Origin of the sequence: Zoogloea sp. (assembly GCF_023150065.1) — a bacterium.
In the GTDB taxonomy this organism is placed as follows: Bacteria; Pseudomonadota; Gammaproteobacteria; order Burkholderiales; family Rhodocyclaceae; genus Zoogloea.
In genome coordinates this window covers 122,996-143,257 of record NZ_JAKLLN010000007.1, presented here as the reverse complement: position 1 = coordinate 143,257, position 20,262 = coordinate 122,996, and the positions used below count along the sequence as shown (strand labels likewise).

Below are 20,262 nucleotides of genomic sequence, written 5' to 3'. Positions count from 1 at the left end.
CAGAGAGGACTCGAACCTCCACGCCTCGCGGCACTAGTACCTGAAACTAGCGCGTCTACCAATTTCGCCATCTGGGCAACGAGCTCAAAATTATAGAGTAGAAATTATCCGTGTCAATATCAAAAGCCAAAAACACTAAAAAACTTAGCAAGCTGCGTCGCAGCGATCCTTTCTTTGAGCGGGAGTCCCAGAAGTACGATTTTCCGCTGCCGAGCCGGGAATTCATCATTCAGACGCTGGCCGAGCATGGCGTCCCTCTACTGTTTGCTGATCTCGCGACCGCCCTGGACATCCAGGCGGTGGAGATGGAGTTCTTTGAACGTCGCATGTTTGCAATGCAGCGTGACGGCCAGGTCATGCGCAACCGGGGTGGTGCCTATCTGTTGCCCGCCAAGGCGGATCTCATCCGCGGTACGGTGCAGGGGCACCCCGAGGGTTACGGCTTTGTGGTGACAGACGAGGAGGGGGCTGATGTTTTCCTCGGGCCCAACGAGATGCGCGAGGTGCTTCACGGTGATCGGGTGATGGTGCGTATTGCGGGCCTCGATCGACGCGGCAGGCCGGAAGGCAAGATCGTCGAGGTGCTGGAGCGTGCCAACACCCGGGTGGTCGGCCGGGTGCTGGTGGAGAACGGGGTGACCCTGGTTGTCCCCGAGAATCGCCGCATCTCCCAGGAGATCCTGCTCGCCCCGGGCGCCAAATCCAAGGCCGTGGCGGGGCAGGTGGTGGTGGTGGAACTGGTCGAACAGCCGACCCGCTATGCACAGCCGATCGGCAAGGTTGTTGAAGTGCTCGGAAACTATGCCGATCCCGGCATGGAGATCGAGATCGCCCTGCGCAAACACGAGTTGCCGTTCGAGTTCGGCAAGGCTGCGAAGGAGCAGACCCGACGCCTGCCTGACAAGGTTCGCAAGATGGACTGGAAGGGCAGGGAAGATCTCACCGCGCTTCCGCTGGTGACCATCGATGGTGAAACGGCCAGGGATTTCGACGATGCCGTGTATTGCGAGCGCCAGGGGCGGGGCTTCCGGCTCGTCGTGGCCATCGCTGATGTCTCCCATTATGTGACCGTCGGTTCGGCGCTGGATGGCGAGGCCTACGATCGGGGCAATTCGGTTTACTTCCCGCGCCGGGTCATTCCGATGCTGCCGGAGAAGCTCTCCAACGGGCTGTGTTCCCTGAATCCGCAGGTCGAGCGCCTGTGCATGGTGTGTGACATGGCGATCTCCCAGACCGGGGTGATCAAGCAGTACCGCTTCTATCCGGCGGTGATGTTCTCGAAGGCACGCCTGACCTACAACCAGGTTGCGGCAGCGCTGTATGAAAACGATCCGGCTGCCCTTGAAGTCGTGGGCGGCCTGCTCCCCCACTTGCAGAACCTGGACAAGCTCTTCCGGGTGCTGCTGAAGGCCCGGGCAAAACGGGGGGCGATCGATTTCGAGACCCAGGAAACCCGGATGGTGTTCGACGACAACGGGAAAATCGAGAAGATCATTCCGGAGAGCCGCAACGACGCCCATCGCCTGATCGAGGAATGCATGCTGGCTGCCAATGTGTGTGCCTCCGAGTTCCTGCAGAGTCAGGAGCATCCGGCGCTGTACCGGGTGCACGAAGGTCCGACCCCCGAAAAGCTCGCCAAGCTGCGGGACTTCCTCGGCGAGTTCGGCCTGCAGTTGGGCGGCGGCGAGGAGCCGAAGGCAGGTGATTACGCCCGCTTGCTGGAGAGCATCAAGGAGCGCCCTGATCTGCAACTCCTTCAGACGGTGATGCTGCGCTCCCTGCGCCAGGCAGTGTATAGCCCCGACAACGTCGGGCACTTCGGCCTTGCCTATGAGGCCTATACCCACTTCACGTCACCCATCCGGCGCTACCCCGATCTGTTGGTTCATCGTGCCATCAAGGCGGCGCTGCTGGGGCAGCAATACGTGCCGGCGCAGGAGAACGGCGACTGGGACGCGATCGGGATGCATTGTTCGATGACCGAACGTCGCGCCGACGAAGCCGACCGGGATGTGGAGAACTGGCTCAAGTGCTACTACATGCAGGACCGGATCGGTGAGGAGTTTGAGGGCAGCGTGTCGGCGGTGGTGCCCTTCGGGCTTTTCGTGGCGCTTCACGATGTCTTCGTGGAGGGGCTCGTGCATATCTCCGATCTGGGGAGCGACTATTTCCACTTCGACGATGCCCAGCACGCCTTGGTGGGGGAGCGCAGCGGCCAGCGCTACCGCTTGTCCGATCAGGTGCGGGTGCAACTGGTGCGGGTCAATATGGAGGCCAGCAAGATCGACTTTCGCCTCCTGCAGGGGCCGGAGCGTGTCACGGAGCGGGTGGGGAAGACGGCGCGCACCAAGGCGGCGCGCGTCGCATCCGAGCCGGCTCCCGTTGCAGTGGCCGCTGCCTCGACGGGGCGCCGTCGTTCTGCTTCCCCAAGCCAGCCCGAAGTGCCTCTCGAGGCGGTAGAATCGGCGCCCGCGCCAAAGGCTGTGAAAGCAAAGACCAAGGCCGCAGCCAAGGCCAAAACCGCGAAGCCGCGCAAGAGCGCAGCGGACAGCACAAAGAAGAAAGCCAAGTCTCGTGTCTGACAACACCAGTTCCCGTCTCATCTACGGTTTTCATGCCGTTCTCGCCAAGCTTCGTCAGGATCCTGAGGGCATTTTCGAGATCTTCACCGACGCCCAGCGCAATGATGCCCGCGCCAGGGATCTGCTTCGTCATGCAGAGCAGATCGGAGCCCGCGTCATTCCATCCGAAGGTGAACGCCTTGACCGCATGGTCGGGACCCGCCGCCATCAGGGGGTTGTTGCCCGGGTGGACGGCCGTCGCAAGGAGCTGAAGCTGCCCGATGTGCTGGACGGCCTGACTGAGCCAGCCTTGTTGCTGGTGCTGGATGGCATCCAGGATCCGCATAACCTGGGGGCCTGTCTGCGGGTGGCCGATGCGGCAGGTGCCCATGCGGTCATTGCGCCGAAGGACAAGGCCGTTGGCCTGAACGCCACGGCCATCAAGGTGGCGAGTGGCGCGGCGGATACGGTTCCCTACATCACGGTAACCAATCTCGCCCGGGCCTTGCGTGAAATGCAGGAGGCTGGCGTGTGGATCCTGGGGGCGGCCGGGGAGGCGGAAAAATCCATCTATACGGTGGACCAGAAGGGGCCGATTGCCTGGGTGCTGGGTGCCGAGGGGGATGGCCTGCGTCGTCTGACCCGCGAGACTTGTGATGAGCTGATCAGCATTCCCATGTACGGCACCGTCGAAAGCCTCAACGTGTCGGTCGCCAGCGGTCTTTGCCTTTTCGAGGCGCGTCGCCAGCGGGGCGGCTGAGATTCATTACCTATGAAGTCCGCCTGACCTGATACGGATTGTGTGTCGTGGGGTGCCCGGCAGCCATTTACTGGCCATGCCGGGCTTTTTGTGCGTGAACTGGCTGCCTCGTGTGCTTCAATCGACCCGGTTGAGCTTGTCCATGTACTGCTTCGTGAACACCCGGTCCGGAAGATCCTTGGCGGCCATCTGCGAGTAGCGCAGCACTGACACTTCGCCCTTCTTGAGGGCATCTTCCATCACCAGCTGGGTGGGGCGGATACGCCCCCCCAGATTCTGGAACTTCTCGTAACGGGTCACCTTGAGCAGACGGTCGGAGAGGGAGTAGAACTCGGCCCGATGGGGCCAGTTGTTCGATTGCCTGACCCAGTAGATAACCTTGGCATAGGTCACGCCGCGGTCCACCGCGGTGAGCTCCAGCACATACATCTTCTCTCCGTCGATCGTCTCGGTACGGAGGATCTTGGGTTCGTAGTCGCCGGAGAAGTTGGCGCGCGCCAGGTCACCGTTGGCCACTTGGCCGGTCAGGCGCTGGGCCAGCGACAGGCGCACCGGCTGGGAAATGTTCGGCATGAAGACCCACAGGTCGCGGCCCCGCATGAGCATGGCCTGTCCACGGTCGGTGGCCGGTTCGAGGGTTTGCACGATGGTGTTCTCGTTGCCCTTGGAGAGAATCCGGTACTTTCTTTCTTCCATGGGCTCACCGGGGATGGTCGACTCGATATTGATCTGTACCTGGAAGCCGTCACGGGGAAAGCGCACTTCATCGGAGCGGGCAACCACGTTGCGGGCCGTCTCCACGTCATCGGCAAGGGCGAAGGCCGACAGTCCGATGGCGGCCACTGTCATGAGCGTCCTGCAGCTGTCGCGCAAGCCGGGCAAGTAAAAGTTGAAGCTCATGGTGTTATCCTTAGGAAGCAAACAACATAGTTCAGTGCACAAATGCCGATCATCCGTGTTGACGATTTAAGCAAGACTTATCTTCTTGGCGACCAGGAGGTTACCGCGCTGGAAGGGGTGTCACTGACCGTTGAAGAGGGTGTTTTCATGGCCATCGCCGGGCCGTCCGGAAGTGGAAAGTCAACGCTGCTCAATATCATGGGGTGCATTGATACGCCAAGCAAGGGGCGTGTTGAAATCGAAGGAAAGGATCTGTCGGGCCAGACGCCGGATGATCTCGCTGATGTGCGGGCGAGAACCATCGGCTTCATTTTTCAGACCTTTAATCTGCTGCCCGTCCTGTCTGCCTTCGAGAATGTCGAATACCCGCTTCTGCAGATGCCGGAGCTGTCCGCCCAGGAGCGCAAGGAGCGGGTGAGTCATTACCTCTCCAAGGTCGGGCTGACCAAGTATGCGCATCACCGTCCGAATCAACTGTCGGGTGGGCAGCGCCAGCGCGTGGCCATCGCCCGTGCGCTGGTGACCCACTCCCGCGTGGTGCTGGCCGACGAGCCGACTGCCAACCTGGATCGCCGTACGGGGGAGAGCATCCTCAACCTCATGCGGGACATCAACCAGAACGACGGGACGACATTCGTGTTTTCCACCCATGACAAGCGGGTCATGAACCGGGCGGATCGCCTGGTCAGGATGGAAGACGGTCAGATCACCGCCCTCGGCCTGAAGCGCGATGGCGCCTGGAAGTTCGTTCAGGATCGACGCAAGCCGGATGACGATCCCGACATCTGATCGCAATCCAAAGTAAGAGGAATAGATGAATCTTTTCAGCTCAAAGCCCACTGTAATCGCCCTGACCCTGGCGATGCTGGCCTTAGGGGGGCCGGCCGCTGCTGCCGACGACGATCTCGACCTTGAGCTCGACGAGGGTGGAAAGACCAAGACAGGGGGCATCCTCCAGTTTGATCTGGCGAGAACCTATGCTGACAAGGCCCACTGGTCGATGGCCCGGTCCCGGGCGGAGTTGAGTGCTCAGGGCGGAGGGTCCGGTTTCAAGTGGAAGATCTCCGGGCGTGCCGATGCAGATGCGGTTTTTGCCATTGATTCGGGCTTTTACCCCGATGCCGTGCGTCGGGATCAGCAGTACCAGTTTGATCTGCGCGAGACCTATGTGGATTTCTCCGCCGGCGAAGTGGACATCCGGCTCGGCCGGCAACATATCGTGTGGGGCGAGATGGTCGGCCTGTTCTTTGCTGACGTGGTCTCCGCCAGGGATCTGCGCTCGTTCTACCTGCCGGACTTCGAGCAGTTGCGCATTCCCCAGTGGGCTGCTCGTGCCGAGTACTACTTTGGCGAGACCCACGCCGAACTGGTGTGGATTCCCTCGCCCAGTTACGACAGGATCGGCAAGCCCGGGGCCGAGTTCTATCCGCTGCCCCGGGGGGCCAACGTGCGTGGCGAGGTCAAGCCGGATGCGTCCCTGGGCAATACCAACTGGGGGGGGCGCCTGTCCCGCCTGATCGGTGGCTGGGATGTATCCGGGTTCTATTACCGCAGCCTCGATGTGGCCCAGACTTTCTACGTCGTTGGCGTGAACGAATTCCAGCCGCGCCATGATCGGATCACCCAGATCGGCGCAACGATGGCCAAGGATTTCGGGGAGTTCGTGCTCAAGGGTGAGGCCGTGCATACGCGAGGGCGACAGTTCCTGTCGGATGATCCGACGGCCCCCAATGGGCTCGTGCGTCAGGACACCATTGATTACGTCATCGGGGTCGATGTGCCGGCGTTCAATGATGGCCGCATCAACGTGCAGTATTTTGCCCGTCGCGCGGCCAACCATGATCCGTCCATCGGCGCGGATCGTACCGAGGGCGGGGCCAGCATCCTGCTGAATACCCGTATCACGCAGGCCTGGGAGACCGAGGCCCTGCTGGTTTCCATGCTCAACCGCACCGACTACATGTTCAGACCGAAGGTGAAGTGGTCTGCTGCCAAGAACCTCCGGGTTACTTTCGGTGTGGATGTCTTTGGTGGCAAGCCCACCGGTCTGTTTGGTCGCTATGACGATCGTGATCGGGTTTATACCGAGGCACGCTGGTCTTTCTAGTTGTCAGGTCGTCCCGTTCTGGGCCGCAATATGACGATTTCGGGTGTTTTTGGGGATTTTCTCCAAGCCCGAATCGTCAAGGCGTGTGCCCATTGCGGGGGGGCGTGACGTTTTTCTCCGGAGTCGCGTCCGGGCTGCCGTAATATCCGCTTGTTATCATCAGAAGGCTGCAGACGGGCCTAATTGAGGGGAAGATTTATATGAAACGATTATTGACGATAGGCGCACTAGCCTGCCTTGCCGCTGGGCTGACAGGTTGTGCGACGCCTTATCCCGCCGCTCCGGCTGCTGCCGCGAACGCTGAGTACAATTATCTGATCGGGCCGGGTGATTCCGTCAATATCGTTGTGTGGCGAAATCCCGAATTGTCAATGATGGTTCCGGTGCGCCCCGACGGCAAGATCACCACGCCGCTGGTTGAAGACCTGCCGGCTGCCGGGCGTGATGCGTCGACGCTGGCCCGCGAAATCGAGAAGGCGCTGGCCAAGTACATCCGTGATCCGGTCGTGACCGTGATCGTCAGCAACTTTGTCGGTCCTTATTCCGAGCAGGTTCGCGTGGTGGGCGAGGCCGCCAAGCCGATGACCCTGCCGTTCAAGCAGAAGATGACGATGCTTGACCTGATGATCGCCGTGGGCGGCATTACCGATTTTGCTGATGGCAACAGGGCGGTGCTGCTGCGCACCTCCGAGAACGGCAAGCAGTACTCCGTCCGTCTCCGTGATCTCATCAAGCGTGGTGACGTTTCCGCAAACGTCGAGCTCAAGCCGGGCGATGTGCTGATCATTCCTCAAAGCTGGTTCTGACCCATTCTTCTTGATCTCCTCCCCGGGTTGTTCCGGGGAGTCGCCTTCGGAATCTCCCAATGGAAGACATACTAAGACAGCTGTCGGTGATACTCCGCGGCATGTGGCTCTATCGCTGGTGGGGCTTGGCTGCTGCGTGGATCGTCGGCCCGATCGCTGCGGCGACGGTTTACCTGCTGCCTGACCGCTATGAGTCTTCGGCCCGGGTGTATGTGGATACCCAGTCGATTCTCAAGCCGCTGATGTCCGGGCTCGCCGTGCAGCCCAACGTGGATCAGCAGATCAATATTCTCAGCCGTACGCTGATCAGCCGTCCCAACGTGGAGAAGCTGATCCGCATGGCCGACCTGGACCTGACGGTCAAGACCAAGGAAGAGCGGGAAGCGCTCATTGCCAGCGTTACGAAAGCGCTGGAGATCCGTGTCGCAGGTCGGGACAACCTCTACACCCTCGCTTACACCGATACGGACGCCGAACGCGCCAAGCGCGTCGTTCAGTCGATGGTATCCATGTTTGTCGAGTCTGGTCTTGGCGACAAGCGCAAGGATTCGGACACGGCACGCAAGTTCATTGAAGAGCAGATCAAGGCCTACGAGCAAAAGCTCGAAGAGGCTGAGAACCGTCTCAAGGAATACAAGCTGCGCAATCTCTCGACGGTCGGTAGTGGTGGTCGAGATTACTTCTCCAAGATGAATGAAGCGGGTGAGCAGCTGAATCAGGCTCGCCTTGCCTTGCGCGAGGCAGAGAACTCGCGGGATGCCCTCAAGCGTCAGATCGTTGGCGAGGAGCCGGTCCTGCTCCCTGACAATGTGAGCAGCGCCGCGCTGGCTGCGGTTTCTGTCCCGGAGCTGGATGGTCGTATCGAGGCGCTGAAGAAGACGCTGGATGGACTGCTGCAGCGTTACACCGACCAGCACCCCGATGTGGTCGGCGCCCGCAAGACCATCGAGCTGCTCGAGGCCCAGAAGATCAAGGAGATCCAGTCGCGCCAGAAGACTGCGCCGACCGGCATGTCGAGTTCGGCCAGCGCCAACCCGGTGTATCAACAACTCAAGATGTCCCTGGCCGAGGCGGAGGCCAACGTGGCCTCGTTGCGTGCCCGGGTTTCCGAGTATGAGAACCGGGTCCAGTCCCTGTCCGCGGCCTCCCGCATGCTGCCCCAGATCGAGGCGGAGTACACCCAGCTCAACCGGGACTACGACGTCAACAAGCGTAACTACGATCAGCTCGTGGCCCGTCGTGAGTCGGCCACCATGGCCGTCGAGATGGGAGCGACTTCGGGTGTGGCGGACTTCCGCCTGATCGATCCGCCCACGGTGCCGAACAAGCCGGCAGCACCGAACCGGCTGCTTCTGATGCCTGCCGCAGGGCTTGCCGCCCTGCTGATGGGTGCGGCTGTCAGCTTCCTGATCAGTCAGATCCGTCCCACGTTCTCGGACACCAACGTCCTGCGTGACGTGACCGGCCTGGCTGTGCTAGGTGCGGTCAGCATGATTTCCGATCCGGATCGTGCGCGCAACCTGCGGCGTGGAAAGATCGCGTTTCTTGGCGGGGTGGGAGCCCTGGTGGGTTTGTTTGGCGCTATGACCGTCTGGCTGATGCTGGCCAGAATGGCTTGAGGGGCGAATATGAGCATTATTGAAAAAGCCGTCGAGCGGCTCGAGCAACTCCAGCGCGCCGCTGGTAATGACGATGCCGCCGCACGCCAGGAGCCCGTTGTTCCCGAGGCCGCCGCCGCAATCCAGCCTGCGCCCGTCGCCGCTGCCGTCGCGCAGCCCGAAGTGAAGGCGCCGGCTGCTGCGGCTCCGGCGGCGCCCCGGGTGCACAATCCCGACCGGTTCGTCGATATCGATCTTGATCGTCTCCACTCCATCGGTATCGTCACCCCCAATGCGCCGCGTTCGCTGATCGGCGACGAGTTCCGCATCGTCAAGCGTCCGCTGCTGCGCAATGTGCAGGGCAAGGGGGCTGCAGAAGTCAAGAACGCCAACCTCATCATGGTCACGAGCTCCCTGCCCGGCGAAGGCAAGAGCTTCAGCTCCATCAATCTGGCCATCAGCATGGCCATGGAGCTGGATCACACGGTGCTGCTGATCGACGCCGACGTCTCCCGTCCGTCCGTGCTCAACATCCTCGGCCTGCCGCCGCGGAAGGGCCTGATGGACGTGCTCACCTCGAACGACATGCAGCTGGGCGATGTGCTCCTGAAGACCAATATCGAGAAGCTCAGCCTGCTGCCGGCGGGGACGCCGCACCCGCGGGCCACCGAGCTGCTGGCCAGTGACGCCATGAACCACCTGCTGGCCGAACTTGCCGATCGTTACTCCGACCGGATCATCGTGTTTGATTCGCCGCCGCTTCTGGTGACGACCGAATCCCGCGTGCTGGCTACGCACATGGGGCAGATCGTGATGGTCGTCGAATCGAATCGCACCACCCAGGCTGCGGTCAAGCAGGCCCTCGCGACCATCGACTCCTGCCCGGTCAGGCTGATGCTCCTCAACAAGGCCCAGCAGACCAGTGGTGGCTCCTACGGCTATGGCTACGGCTACGGCTATGGTTACGGCTACGGTCAAGGACCGAGGGAGGGCGCGTGAAGCTCCGTCGTCACCTCCGGCATCATGGCTCCCTGCCGAGTCTGTGCTTCGCTGCACTGTCTGCTGCGTTCGCCACCCCGGCCTTTGCCGAGGCCCAGGCACCGATCTTCCAGACCGCGGTCAATGTGTCGGAAACCATCACCGACAACGTCCAGCTGCGCAATGGTCCGGATGCCAAAGGCGACTGGATCACCATGATCAGCCCGAACGTGACCGCGCGGTCCAACGGCGGGCGGGTCTCGGGAAACCTGCAGGCAGCGTTCAATGCATCCCTGTACGGTCGGGATTCGGACCTCAGCCGTGGCTTCCTGACCCTGCGCGGTGACGGCAAGGTGACGGCCTGGGAGAACCTGGCTTTTGTCGATCTCAGGGCTTCGGTAAGCCAGGAGGCGCTGTCCAGCCTTGGCGTCCAGTCCGGCGACAACCTGACCGGGCGCGGCAACCAGACGAGCGTCCGCAACATCGTCGTCAGTCCGTACCTGATCGGGCGTTTCGCGTCCACCGGGAAGGCCGAAGTGCGCTATTCGCTCGCTGATACGGATACATCGTCGACGGTGATGCAGAAGATGCAGACGCATACCCTGTCGGCCAACCTCACCGACCCGAACGCGTTCGGCAAGGCGGGCTGGTCTCTGGCCTTCTCCGACAGCATCATCCAGTACTCCGACCGGCGTGATCTGAACAACAGCTCGCTTCGCGGCAGTGCCCTGTTCCAGTTCAATCCACAGGTACAGATGCGCCTCATCGCAGGCTCGGAGTCCAATAACTTTCGTACCGTGGACGACAAGCGCTCGACCATCACCGGCGTCGGTCTGGACTGGGTCGCGAGCCCCCAGACCAAGTTCTCCGGTTTGTGGGAGGACCGTTTCTTCGGCCCCGGCTACCTGATGAGTGCCAGCCACCAGAGTGGCCGCTACGTGATTTCGGCGCGCTATTCGAAGGACGCGAGCAATACCAGCCAGTCCCTCAACTCGGTGGCACAGTTCGATACATACGGCCTGCTGATGTCGATGACGGCCGCACGCTTCCCGGATTTTGCCGAGCGGGACGCCTTTGTTCGTGCCTACATTGCCGACCGGGGCCTGCCGGCACGTCTGGGAACCAGCCAGGCAGTGCTGTCGAGCGGAGTCTTCCTTGATCGACGCATCAACCTGGACATGATGGTGACCAGCCCGAGAAACACGCTCCAGTTCACCGTGTATCGGTCGGAGCGTTCGGCCCTGACCACCCAGGACTTTTCGCTCGGACCGGATTTCTCCTCCAACACCCGTATCAAGGATACGAGTGGCACGGTGAGTCTTACCCATCAGATGACCCCGATCACCTCGGCCACCGTGGGCCTGACGCTGATGCGCAGTCAGCAGGAGGGCTCGACCACCGGTGTCGATCTGAGCAATCGCACCCGTCGCGTTACGGCCGGCGTCATGACCCAGTTCTCCCCCAAGACAAACGGCTCCCTGATGATTCGCAACAGTGAGGGCAAGGGGACTACGTCCTATACCGAGAACGCCGTCATCGGCTCGGTTTCCATCCGGTTCTGAGAGCACTCATGTACGAAGCTTATTTCGGTCTGCGAGGCAAACCCTTTCAGTTGAATCCGGACCCCTCCTTTTTCTATGGCAGTCGTGGTCATCGCCGGGCGATGGCCTATCTCGAGTATGGACTGCACCAGAACGAAGGTTTCATCGTTGTGACCGGCGAGGTGGGGGCGGGCAAGACACTGCTGGTACGCAGCCTCCTCGAAAAGCTTGACCCCGGCAAGATCGTCGCGGCCAATCTGGTCAGTACCCAGATTGATGCGGACGACATCCTGCGGCTGGTTGCCGCCGCTTTCGGCATCCCCAGCAAGCATCTCGCCAAGAGTGACCTGCTGCTGGCGATCGAGGCCTTCCTCGTGTCCACCACGGCGGCCGGCAAGCGCGCCCTGTTGATCGTCGACGAAGCCCAGAACCTGACGCAGCGCGCGGTCGAGGAACTGCGCATGCTTTCCAACTTCCAGCTTGAAGACCACGCCCTGCTGCAGAGCTTCCTGGTCGGACAGCCCGAGTTTCGTACCATCATGCAGAGCCCGGAGATGGTGCAACTGCGCCAGCGGGTCATCGCGTCCTATCACCTCGGTCCCCTGGATGTCACCGAAACCCAGGCTTACGTGGAACACCGGCTCGGATGTGTTGGCTGGAAAGGCAACCCGGCTTTCGATGTCGAGGCCATGAAGGCCATCTTCAATCACAGCCAGGGCATCCCCCGCCGCATCAATGCCCTGTGTGACCGCATCATGCTGGCCGCCTTTCTGGGGGATCAGCGCCGGATCGGTGCCGAGCTGGTCGAGCAGGTTGCCGCGGAGATGAGTGAGGAGCAGGTGGTGCCGGCTGCACTCCAGAGCGCTTCGCCCTCTCAGAGTGCAGCGCCCCAGGCTCAGTCGGCAGCCATCGACATTCAGCGTCTCCTGGCCAACCCGGAGGCCGCCCGGACCCTCGCCGGCGTGGGGCCTGGCTATGACACAGCGCGCTTCGAGGAGCGCCTGGCCCTGCTCGAACGGACCTTGTCGACCACCCTGAATGCCCTCAGCCAGCTCATCGGCTCCGCGCAGCAGCCCGCAGCAGGAGAAGGTAAAGAGGCGGTGACCAAATGACCGTATCGCATTCCGACCGGGGAGGGGTGACAAACGCCCTGACCATTGACGTGGAAGACTATTTCCAGGTCTCGGCCCTGGCGTCCCACTTCCCGAAGGATGTCTGGAACAGCACGCCCTGCCGGGTTGAGCGCAACGTCGAACGTATCCTCGAGATGCTCGCCCAGAGCGGCGCCCGTGGAACCTTCTTCACGCTGGGATGGATCGCTGAACGCTATCCCGAGCTGGTCCGGCAGATTGTGGCCGGTGGGCACGAGCTCGCCAGTCATGGCTATGCGCACGAGCGGGCCAGCGATCAGTCGCCGGAGGCCTTTCTGGCCGATATCCGGCTTGCCAAGGTCGTGCTGGAGGACATCGGCGGCTGCGAGGTGCGGGGCTATCGGGCGCCGAGTTTCTCGGTCGGTCTGTCCAACCCCTGGGCCCACGGCTGCATCGAAGAGGCCGGTTACGCCTACAGTTCCAGCGTATATCCGGTAAAGCACGACCACTACGGTGTTCCCGATGCCCCGCGCTTCCCGTACGCAGTGGGCTCGGGTCTCGTTGAAATTCCCATCACCACGGTGCGGCGTTTTGGTCGCAACTGGCCGGTGGGCGGCGGTGGCTACTTCCGCCTCCTGCCTTACCCGGTGTCGGCGTGGGGTATTCGCAAGGTCAATCAGGAAGATCGCAAGCCTGCAATCTTCTACTTCCATCCTTGGGAGATTGATCCCGGGCAACCCGTGGTGCATGAGGCATCAGCCAAGGCGCGCTTCAGGCATTACGTCAATCTCGCTCAAACCGAGGCCCGTCTTCAGCGTCTTCTTCAGGATTTCTCCTGGGGTCGGATGGACGAAGTGTTCCTGTCCGCAGGAAGTCAGTCAGTTTAAGGTTCCCAGCATGGTTTCCGTTGTCAAAGTGCGTCCCTTCGCAGAGGCTGACTCTGCGCGCTGGAACGAGTTCGTGTTTGCCTGCCCTGGCGCTACCTTCTTTCACCGGATCGAGTGGCGGGGGATCATGCGGGACGTCTTCCGTCATCGCACCCACTACCTGCTCGCCGAGCGGGACGGCAGCATCGTTGCCGTCCTGCCCCTGGCAGAAGTGAAGAGCCGGCTGTTCGGCCACGCCCTGACGTCCTTGCCCTTTGCGGTTTACGGGGGCGTTGCGGGAGACGACGCAGAAGCCGTGGCAGCCCTTGAGGCAGCCGCTGACGATCTGGCGCGCAAGGCTGGCGTCCAGCATCTCGAGTACCGCAATCTCTTGGCCCGTCACACGGACTGGCCGCGGCAGGATGTGTACTTCACCTTCCGCAAGGAGATCTTTCCGGACGAAGAGGCCAACATGGCCGCGATTCCGCGCAAGCAGCGTGCGATGGTCCGGAAGGGCATCAAGAATGGCCTGGTGGCCAGCTTTGACAGCACACCGGATCGCTTTTTCGCCCTGTACTCCGACAACGTGCTGCGACACGGAACGCCGGCCCTGTCAAAGAAATTCTTTCAGGCGCTGTTGTCGGTCTTCGGCAAGGATTGCGACATCCTCACCGTGACCACCGCCGATGGCAAGCTCCTCTCCAGCGTGCTGAGTTTCTATTTCCGCGAAGAGATCCTGCCCTACTACGCAGGGGACGATCTGGCCGCGCGAGACCTGGCCGCCAACGACTTCAAGTACTGGGAGTTGATGCGCCATGCCTGCGCCCGGGGTTGCCGCATCTTCGATTACGGCCGCAGCAAGGCGGGCACCGGCCCTTTCAGCTTCAAGAAGAACTGGGGTTTCGAGCCGACTCCGCTGTCGTATGAGTACCGTCTTTTCAAGCGGGACGCCATTCCTCAGAACAACCCCCTGAACCCCAAGTACCGCGCCTTCATCGCCTTGTGGCGGCGTTTGCCCCTCGGGGTTGCCAATCGTCTCGGACCGACCCTGGTCCGCAACCTTGGCTAAGGGGCCGGACCGTACCATGCCTGTTGCATCCGCCTGCACGCTGCGTCCACACAGACGGCAGGATGCGCAGACCCACCATCGACAACACAGGAAAACTTCATGAGTCCGCTTGTGCAGGTGTTCTCCGCCATTGCGGCCGTCCTGGTCTGGGTGGTCGCCTGGTATTTCGGCACGGCCCAGGAGGTCTCGTCCATCTGGTGGCGTTCCGACACCTTTGCCCACGGCCTGCTGGTACTGCCCATTTCCGGATGGCTGGCGTGGCGCAACCGGGATCGTCTCGCCGGCCTGTCGGTGCAGCCCGCGCTGATCATGGCGCTGCCCATTCTGGCTGCCGGCTTCGGCTGGTTGCTGGGGGAGTTGGCCAGCGTTGCCTCGGTAACCCACGCCGCGCTGGCCTTCGTGCTGGTCTTCAGCCTGATCGGTGTGCTTGGCTTCCGGCTGGCGCGTCCCCTGGCCTTTCCCATCCTGTTCCTGCTCTTCGGCGTGCCGATAGGGGAATTCCTGCTGCCCGTCATGATGGACTACACGGCCGAGTTCACCGTGGCCGCGGTGCGCCTCTCCGGCGTACCGGTGTACCAGGAGGGGCTTCATTTCGTCATCCCCAACGGGCGCTGGTCGGTGGTCGAGGCCTGCAGCGGGGTGCGCTATCTGATCGCCTCCCTGATGGTCGGCACGCTGTATGCCTATCTGAGTTATCGCTCCCTGAGCCGTCGTCTGCTCTTCGTGGCCGCCGCGATTATCGTGCCGATCATCGCCAACTGGCTCCGGGCGTACATGATCGTCATGCTCGGCTATCTGAGCGACAACCGTATTGCGACCGGCGTGGATCATCTGCTCTACGGGTGGCTGTTCTTCGGCATCGTCATCATCCTGATGTTCTGGATCGGCGGGCGCTGGCGTGAGGATCTTGATCCCGTCGAAGCGTCGCGGCCGCTGTCCATGGCGGGGTCCGAGCCTCGCGCGGGCTTTGTACGGGTTCTGCCGCTGGCCCTGGCGATCGTGCTTGCACCCCTGGCGTTGCGCTACGTCGAGCACTTCGAGCTGTTGCACCCGGAAACCGCGTCCCCGATTCCCCCGCTGGTGGTGGCTGCGCCGTGGACGGAGACGAGTGCCCCGAGTGCAAGCTTCAAGCCCTCGTTCATGGGCTATCGGGAGGACAGCCTTCGCCACTACACGGATGGTACGCATGTCGTCTCGGTTTACATCGCCAGCTACGCCAATCAGCAGCCCGGGCATGAGCTTGTGCAGAGCCAGAACGCCCTGTTGCTGCCCAATGATTCGCACTGGAACCGCCTGAATGAAGCCCAGGGGCCGGATTCTGGCGCGGGTCGCTGGCTTGCAACGCGTATGTCCGGGGAGTCGGTCAAGGCCTTGGTGTGGTCGGGCTACTGGATCAATGGCCGCCTGGTGACCAGTGACTACCTGGCCAAGGGTTTGTTGGTGCTTGGGCGCCTGCAAGGGCATCCTGACACGTCGGTATATGGTGCCGTCTGGGCCTCGGCCGAGGATGACGTGAAGGCTGGCGCTGCGTTGCAGGCCTTCCACCAGGCCAATGGACGGGCGCTCCTCGACCAGATCACCGCCGTCGCCAGGCCCCTTCAGCAATGAGCCCGACAGCAAAGGACGAGCGGCTGCTCGTGATGCATGTGGTGTTCAGCTTCGCTGTTGGCGGGCTTGAGAACGGCGTGGTGAATCTGATCAATCGCCTGGATGCCCGACGTTTCCGGCATGTGGTGGTTGCTCTGACAAAATGTGACCCGGGCTTCTGCGCCCGGGTGACCCGCCCGGATGTAGAATTTGTCGCGCTGCACAAACCTCCCGGGCATAGCTTCAAGCTTTTTCCTGCGCTTTTCCGTCTGTTCCGGAAGTATCGGCCGGGCGTCGTGCATACCCGAAACCTTGCAGCGCTTGAAACAAGCTTTCCGGCTTGGCTCGCGGGTGTGCCGGTGCGCATCCATGGCGAGCATGGCTGGGATGTCACCGATCCGGACGGGACCAACCCCAAGTACCGCTTGATCCGGCGACTCCATCGTCCTTTCGTGACCCATTACATCGCGCTTTCGGGGCATCTCAAGGCCTATCTGCGAGAGGCCATCGGGGTTCCGGAAGGTAAGGTGACGCGGATCTGCAACGGGGTGGATCTGACCCGCTTCGAAGCACGCGGGCCGCAGCGGGCCCTGATCGAGGGCTCGCCGTTCAACGATCAAGGGCTTTATGTCCTCGGCACGGTGGGGCGCCTGCAGGCGGTGAAGGACCAGATGAATCTTCTGCGCGCCTTCGTGCTGCTCATCCGGCGGCGGCCTGATCTGGCGCCCCGCACACGTCTGGTGCTTGCCGGTGATGGGCCGATGCGAGGCGCTCTTGAGACCAAGATTGCGCGGGAGTGTGTTCAGGATCACGTCTGGTTGGCCGGTGAGCGGGGGGATGTGCCGAATGTCATGCGGGGCTTTGACTGTTTCGTGCTTCCCTCTCAGGCGGAAGGGATTTCCAACACCATCCTCGAGGCCATGGCAGGCGGTTTGCCGGTAGTGGCCACGGCAGTGGGGGGCAATGGCGAGCTGGTGGACGATGGGGTGACCGGCACCTTGGTGCCCCCCCAGGATCCGGCCCTGCTGGCTGATGCGCTTGAGCGTTACGTGTCCCGTCCGGAGCTCGGTGTCGAGCAGGGCAGGGCAGGGCGCAAGCGCGTCGAGGCGAACTTCAGTCTCGACGGCATGGTGGGGCAGTACGCGGGTTTGTACCAATCCCTGTCGGGACTTTCAAATTGACTTGCCCGGGCAAGGCGACGGAATAAAGGTTAGGAACTATGTGCGGCATTGCCGGACTTTTCGATACACGAGCGAAGCAGATGTTCCCGCGCGAGCTCATGCAGCGCATGAACGACATCCAGCTCCACCGGGGCCCGGATGAGAGCGGCTATCACTTTGAGCCGGGTGTTGCCCTGGCCCATCGTCGCCTTTCCATCATCGACATCTCCAGCGGGCAGCAGCCGCTGTTCAACGAGGACGAGTCGGTGGTGGTGGTGTTCAACGGGGAGATCTACAACTTCCAGGAGCTGATCCCCGAGCTCACCGCCTTGGGGCACCGCTTTCACACCCGCAGCGACACCGAGGTGATCGTGCATGCGTGGGAGTCCTGGGGCGAGGAATGTGTCCAGCGCTTCCGTGGCATGTTTGCCTTTGCCCTGTGGGACCGCAATCGCCAGACCTTCTTCATGGCGCGTGACAGGATGGGCGTCAAGCCCATGTATTACGCCATCCTGAACGACGGCACCCTGATGTTCGGCTCGGAGCTCAAGGTGCTGATGCAGCACCCGGGCCTCGACCGCAGCATGGACCCCCTGGCGGTTGAAGAGTACTTTGCCCTTGGCTACGTCGCCGAGCCGCGCACCATCTTTGCCGGTGCCCGCAAGCTCGAGCCGGGTTTCTCCCTGACCATCCGCCACGGCCAGCCGGTCCCGGAGCCCAAGCCCTATTGGGATGTGCGCTTCACCCTAGACAACAAGATGTCTCTGGCGGACGCCCAGACCGAGATGGTCGAGCGTCTGCGCGAGTCGGTGCGCCTGCGCATGGTGGCCGAAGTCCCCCTGGGGGCCTTCCTGTCGGGCGGGGTGGACTCCAGCGCGGTGGTGGCGACAATGGCCGGTCTGTCAGACGAGCCGGTCAATACCTGCTCCATCGCCTTCGATGATCCGGCCTTCAATGAATCGGCCTTCGCCCAGATGGTGGCCGATCGCTACAAGACCAACCACCGGGTCGAGATGGTCCAGTCCGATGACTTTGACCTCATCGATACCCTGGCAGCCCTTTACGACGAGCCCTACGCCGACAGCTCGGCCATCCCGACCTATCGGGTGTGTCAGCTGGCCCGCAAGCACGTTACGGTGGCTCTGTCCGGTGACGGTGGCGACGAGAACATGGGCGGTTACCGCCGCTATCGCTTCCACATGATGGAAGAGAAGATGCGCAGCGGCCTGCCGCACGCCGTGCGCAAGCCGGTGTTCGGCCTGCTCGGCCAGCTCTACCCCAAGGCCGACTGGGCGCCGCGCATGTTCCGCGCCAAGACCACCTTCCAGGCGCTGGCCCGCGATTCGGTGCAAGCCTATTTCCACTCCGTCTCCATCCTGCGGGACGACATGCGGCGTCAGCTTTTCTCGTCGTCCTTCCGCAAGCAGCTGGGGGGCTACAACGCCCTGGAGGTCTTCCGCCGTCACGCCGCCAACGCGGGTACCGACGATGCCCTGGCGCTGATCCAGTACCTGGATATCAAGACCTATCTGGTGGGCGACATCAACACCAAGGTAGACCGGGCCAGCATGGCCCATTCCCTTGAGGTGCGTGAGCCCCTGATGGATCACCCCCTCGTCGAATGGCTCGCCAGCCTGCCCACCCATCTCAAGATCAAGGGGCAGGAAGGCAAGTACATCTTCAAGAAGGCCATGGAGCCGATGCTCCCGAACGATGTCCTGTATCGCCCTAAGATGGGCTTTGCCGTGCCGCTGGCCCGCTGGTTCCGCGGGCCGCTCAAGGAACGGGTGCAGAAGGCGCTGTTTGGCGATGTCCTGCGTGAAACCGGGCTCTTCAACGAGAAGTATCTGCGCCACGTCGTCGAGGCCCACCAGTCCGGTGCCCGCGATTACAGCTCCACGATCTGGACCATCCTGATGTTTGAAGCCTTTGTCCGAAACAGCATGAAGAACGCCATGCCCGTCCTGGGCGGGAGGGCTGCATGACCCGCATCCTCCACATCCTCGATCACTCCCTGCCGCTGCATAGCGGCTACACCTTCCGCACCGCATCCATCCTCAAGCAGCAGCGCCTGCGTGGCTGGGAGACCTTTCACCTGACCACCCCCAAACAGGGGCCGGGCAATGGTGGGTCGGATCAGGCGGAGGGCTGGGTGTTCCACCGCACGCCGAACCGTGGTGACGAGGGGCTGATCAGCCAGATGCGCCTCACCGCCCGGCGGCTTGACGAACTCGTGCGCGAGCTTCGCCCGGATGTGCTCCACGCCCATTCCCCCGTGCTCAATGCCCTGCCGGCTCTCCGTGTGGGCAAGCGCCACGGGATTCCCGTGGTCTATGAGGTGCGGGCCTTCTGGGAGGACGCGGCGGTCGATCACGGCACCACCACCGAAGGCAGCGTGCGCTATCGGGTGACCCGGGCCATGGAGACCTATGCCCTGCGCCGTGCCGATCAGGTCACCACGATCTGCGAGGGCCTGCGCAAGGATATCGCCGAGCGCGGGATTTCCATGGACAAGATCACCGTGATTCCCAACGCCGTGGATGTGGATTCCTTCCAGCTGCGCGGTGATGCGGACCCGGTGCTGCGCCAGCGTCTCGGCCTTGAAGGCAAGACCGTGGTGGGTTTCGTCGGATCGTTTTACGGTTACGAAGGGCTGGATCTCCTGGTCGCCGCGTCGGCAAGCCTGCTCGCGCAGCGCCCCGATCTACGGGTTCTGCTGGTGGGTGGCGGCCCCCAGGAGGCCAATCTCAAGGCCCAGGTGGCCGCACTCGGCATCGCCGACAAGGTGGTGTTCACGGGGCGTGTGCCCCATTCCGAAGTCCAGGACTACTACGACCTGATCGATGTGCTGGCCTACCCGCGCATCCCCATCCGGTTGACCGAGCTGGTCACGCCGCTCAAGCCTCTTGAGGCCATGGCTCAGGGGCGCATGTTCGTGGCTTCGGATGTCGGTGGCCACAAGGAGCTCGTCCGCCATGGAGAAACGGGTTTCCTCTTCAGGGCAGGCGACGAGCAGGCCTTGGCCGCCTCCATCGACGAGGTGCTCAACAAGCGCGAGTTGTGGCCACGGATTCGCACCCAGGCCCGCTACTTCGTCGAGGTCGAGCGTACCTGGAAAGGCAGTGTCGAACGCTACCAGGATGTCTATGGCCGTGCCCTGGCGGCTTACGGCCGCACCTTGCCCCGCTAAGGCCTGGCCGCATATCTGCGGCCAGCATCCTCTTCTCTGCTCCCGTCG

General features: G+C 62.3%; 16 protein-coding genes. 15 read left to right on the top strand and 1 reads right to left on the bottom strand.

What is annotated here, in order from left to right; genetic code table 11:
- Window positions 1-110 precede the first annotated feature (110 nt).
- Window positions 111-2,582, top strand: coding sequence for a ribonuclease R (rnr, locus tag L6Q67_RS10810; protein WP_296569050.1), 2,472 nt, complete (start codon window positions 111-113; stop codon window positions 2,580-2,582).
- A complete protein-coding gene (gene rlmB, locus L6Q67_RS10805; protein WP_296569047.1) occupies window positions 2,575-3,321 on the top strand; it encodes a 23S rRNA (guanosine(2251)-2'-O)-methyltransferase RlmB in 747 nt (248 codons plus the stop codon). The genes rnr and rlmB overlap by 8 nt, the downstream gene beginning before the upstream one ends.
- A gap of 117 nt (window positions 3,322-3,438) precedes the next feature.
- On the opposite strand, the gene L6Q67_RS10800 is transcribed toward rlmB, so the two are convergent.
- Window positions 3,439-4,221 carry an outer membrane lipoprotein-sorting protein gene (locus tag L6Q67_RS10800; protein WP_296569044.1) on the bottom strand — a complete coding sequence of 261 codons (783 nt, stop codon included), beginning with the start codon at window positions 4,219-4,221 and terminating at the stop codon, window positions 3,439-3,441.
- Between the two features lie 42 nt (window positions 4,222-4,263).
- On the opposite strand from L6Q67_RS10800, the gene L6Q67_RS10795 reads away from it, so the two are divergent.
- The 13 genes from L6Q67_RS10795 to L6Q67_RS10735 all read left to right on the top strand — a co-directional run bounded on the left by L6Q67_RS10795 (window position 4,264) and on the right by L6Q67_RS10735 (window position 20,214).
- Window positions 4,264-5,010 carry an ABC transporter ATP-binding protein gene (locus tag L6Q67_RS10795; RefSeq protein WP_296569042.1) on the top strand — a complete coding sequence of 249 codons (747 nt, stop codon included), beginning with the start codon at window positions 4,264-4,266 and terminating at the stop codon, window positions 5,008-5,010.
- A gap of 25 nt (window positions 5,011-5,035) precedes the next feature.
- Window positions 5,036-6,328 (top strand): DUF1302 family protein, encoded by a 1,293-nt coding sequence (locus tag L6Q67_RS10790; RefSeq protein ID WP_296569040.1) that lies wholly within the window; start codon window positions 5,036-5,038, stop codon window positions 6,326-6,328.
- 200 nt (window positions 6,329-6,528) lie between these two features.
- The gene (locus L6Q67_RS10785; protein WP_296569037.1) at window positions 6,529-7,134 is read left to right on the top strand and encodes an XrtA/PEP-CTERM system exopolysaccharide export protein; all 606 of its coding nucleotides are present in this window, start codon (window positions 6,529-6,531) and stop codon (window positions 7,132-7,134) included.
- A gap of 59 nt (window positions 7,135-7,193) precedes the next feature.
- Window positions 7,194-8,753, top strand: a complete 1,560-nt coding sequence (locus L6Q67_RS10780; RefSeq protein ID WP_296569034.1) for an XrtA system polysaccharide chain length determinant — start codon at window positions 7,194-7,196, stop codon at window positions 8,751-8,753.
- 9 nt (window positions 8,754-8,762) lie between these two features.
- Window positions 8,763-9,731: an XrtA-associated tyrosine autokinase gene (locus L6Q67_RS10775; protein WP_296569032.1), complete on the top strand. Its 969-nt coding sequence runs from the start codon at window positions 8,763-8,765 to the stop codon at window positions 9,729-9,731.
- On the top strand, window positions 9,728-11,272 hold the full coding sequence (locus tag L6Q67_RS10770; RefSeq protein ID WP_296569029.1) for a TIGR03016 family PEP-CTERM system-associated outer membrane protein: 1,545 nt from the start codon (window positions 9,728-9,730) through the stop codon (window positions 11,270-11,272). The genes L6Q67_RS10775 and L6Q67_RS10770 overlap by 4 nt, the downstream gene beginning before the upstream one ends.
- An 8-nt stretch (window positions 11,273-11,280) precedes the next feature.
- Window positions 11,281-12,363 (top strand): XrtA/PEP-CTERM system-associated ATPase, encoded by a 1,083-nt coding sequence (locus tag L6Q67_RS10765; RefSeq protein ID WP_296569024.1) that lies wholly within the window; start codon window positions 11,281-11,283, stop codon window positions 12,361-12,363.
- Complete coding sequence (locus tag L6Q67_RS10760) at window positions 12,360-13,229, top strand: XrtA system polysaccharide deacetylase (protein WP_296569021.1); 870 nt, start codon at window positions 12,360-12,362, stop codon at window positions 13,227-13,229. Before L6Q67_RS10765 ends, L6Q67_RS10760 begins: the two co-directional genes overlap by 4 nt.
- A gap of 10 nt (window positions 13,230-13,239) precedes the next feature.
- On the top strand, window positions 13,240-14,277 hold the full coding sequence (locus tag L6Q67_RS10755) for a FemAB family XrtA/PEP-CTERM system-associated protein (RefSeq protein ID WP_296569019.1): 1,038 nt from the start codon (window positions 13,240-13,242) through the stop codon (window positions 14,275-14,277).
- Between the two features lie 99 nt (window positions 14,278-14,376).
- Window positions 14,377-15,885, top strand: a complete 1,509-nt coding sequence (gene xrtA, locus L6Q67_RS10750; protein ID WP_296569017.1) for an exosortase A — start codon at window positions 14,377-14,379, stop codon at window positions 15,883-15,885.
- On the top strand, window positions 15,882-17,045 hold the full coding sequence (locus L6Q67_RS10745) for a TIGR03088 family PEP-CTERM/XrtA system glycosyltransferase (RefSeq protein WP_296569012.1): 1,164 nt from the start codon (window positions 15,882-15,884) through the stop codon (window positions 17,043-17,045). The genes xrtA and L6Q67_RS10745 overlap by 4 nt, the downstream gene beginning before the upstream one ends.
- 38 nt (window positions 17,046-17,083) lie before the next feature.
- A complete protein-coding gene (locus L6Q67_RS10740; RefSeq protein ID WP_296569008.1) occupies window positions 17,084-19,009 on the top strand; it encodes an XrtA/PEP-CTERM system amidotransferase in 1,926 nt (641 codons plus the stop codon).
- Window positions 19,006-20,214, top strand: a complete 1,209-nt coding sequence (locus L6Q67_RS10735) for a TIGR04063 family PEP-CTERM/XrtA system glycosyltransferase (protein ID WP_296569004.1) — start codon at window positions 19,006-19,008, stop codon at window positions 20,212-20,214. The genes L6Q67_RS10740 and L6Q67_RS10735 overlap by 4 nt, the downstream gene beginning before the upstream one ends.
- Window positions 20,215-20,262: the final 48 nt, after the last annotated feature.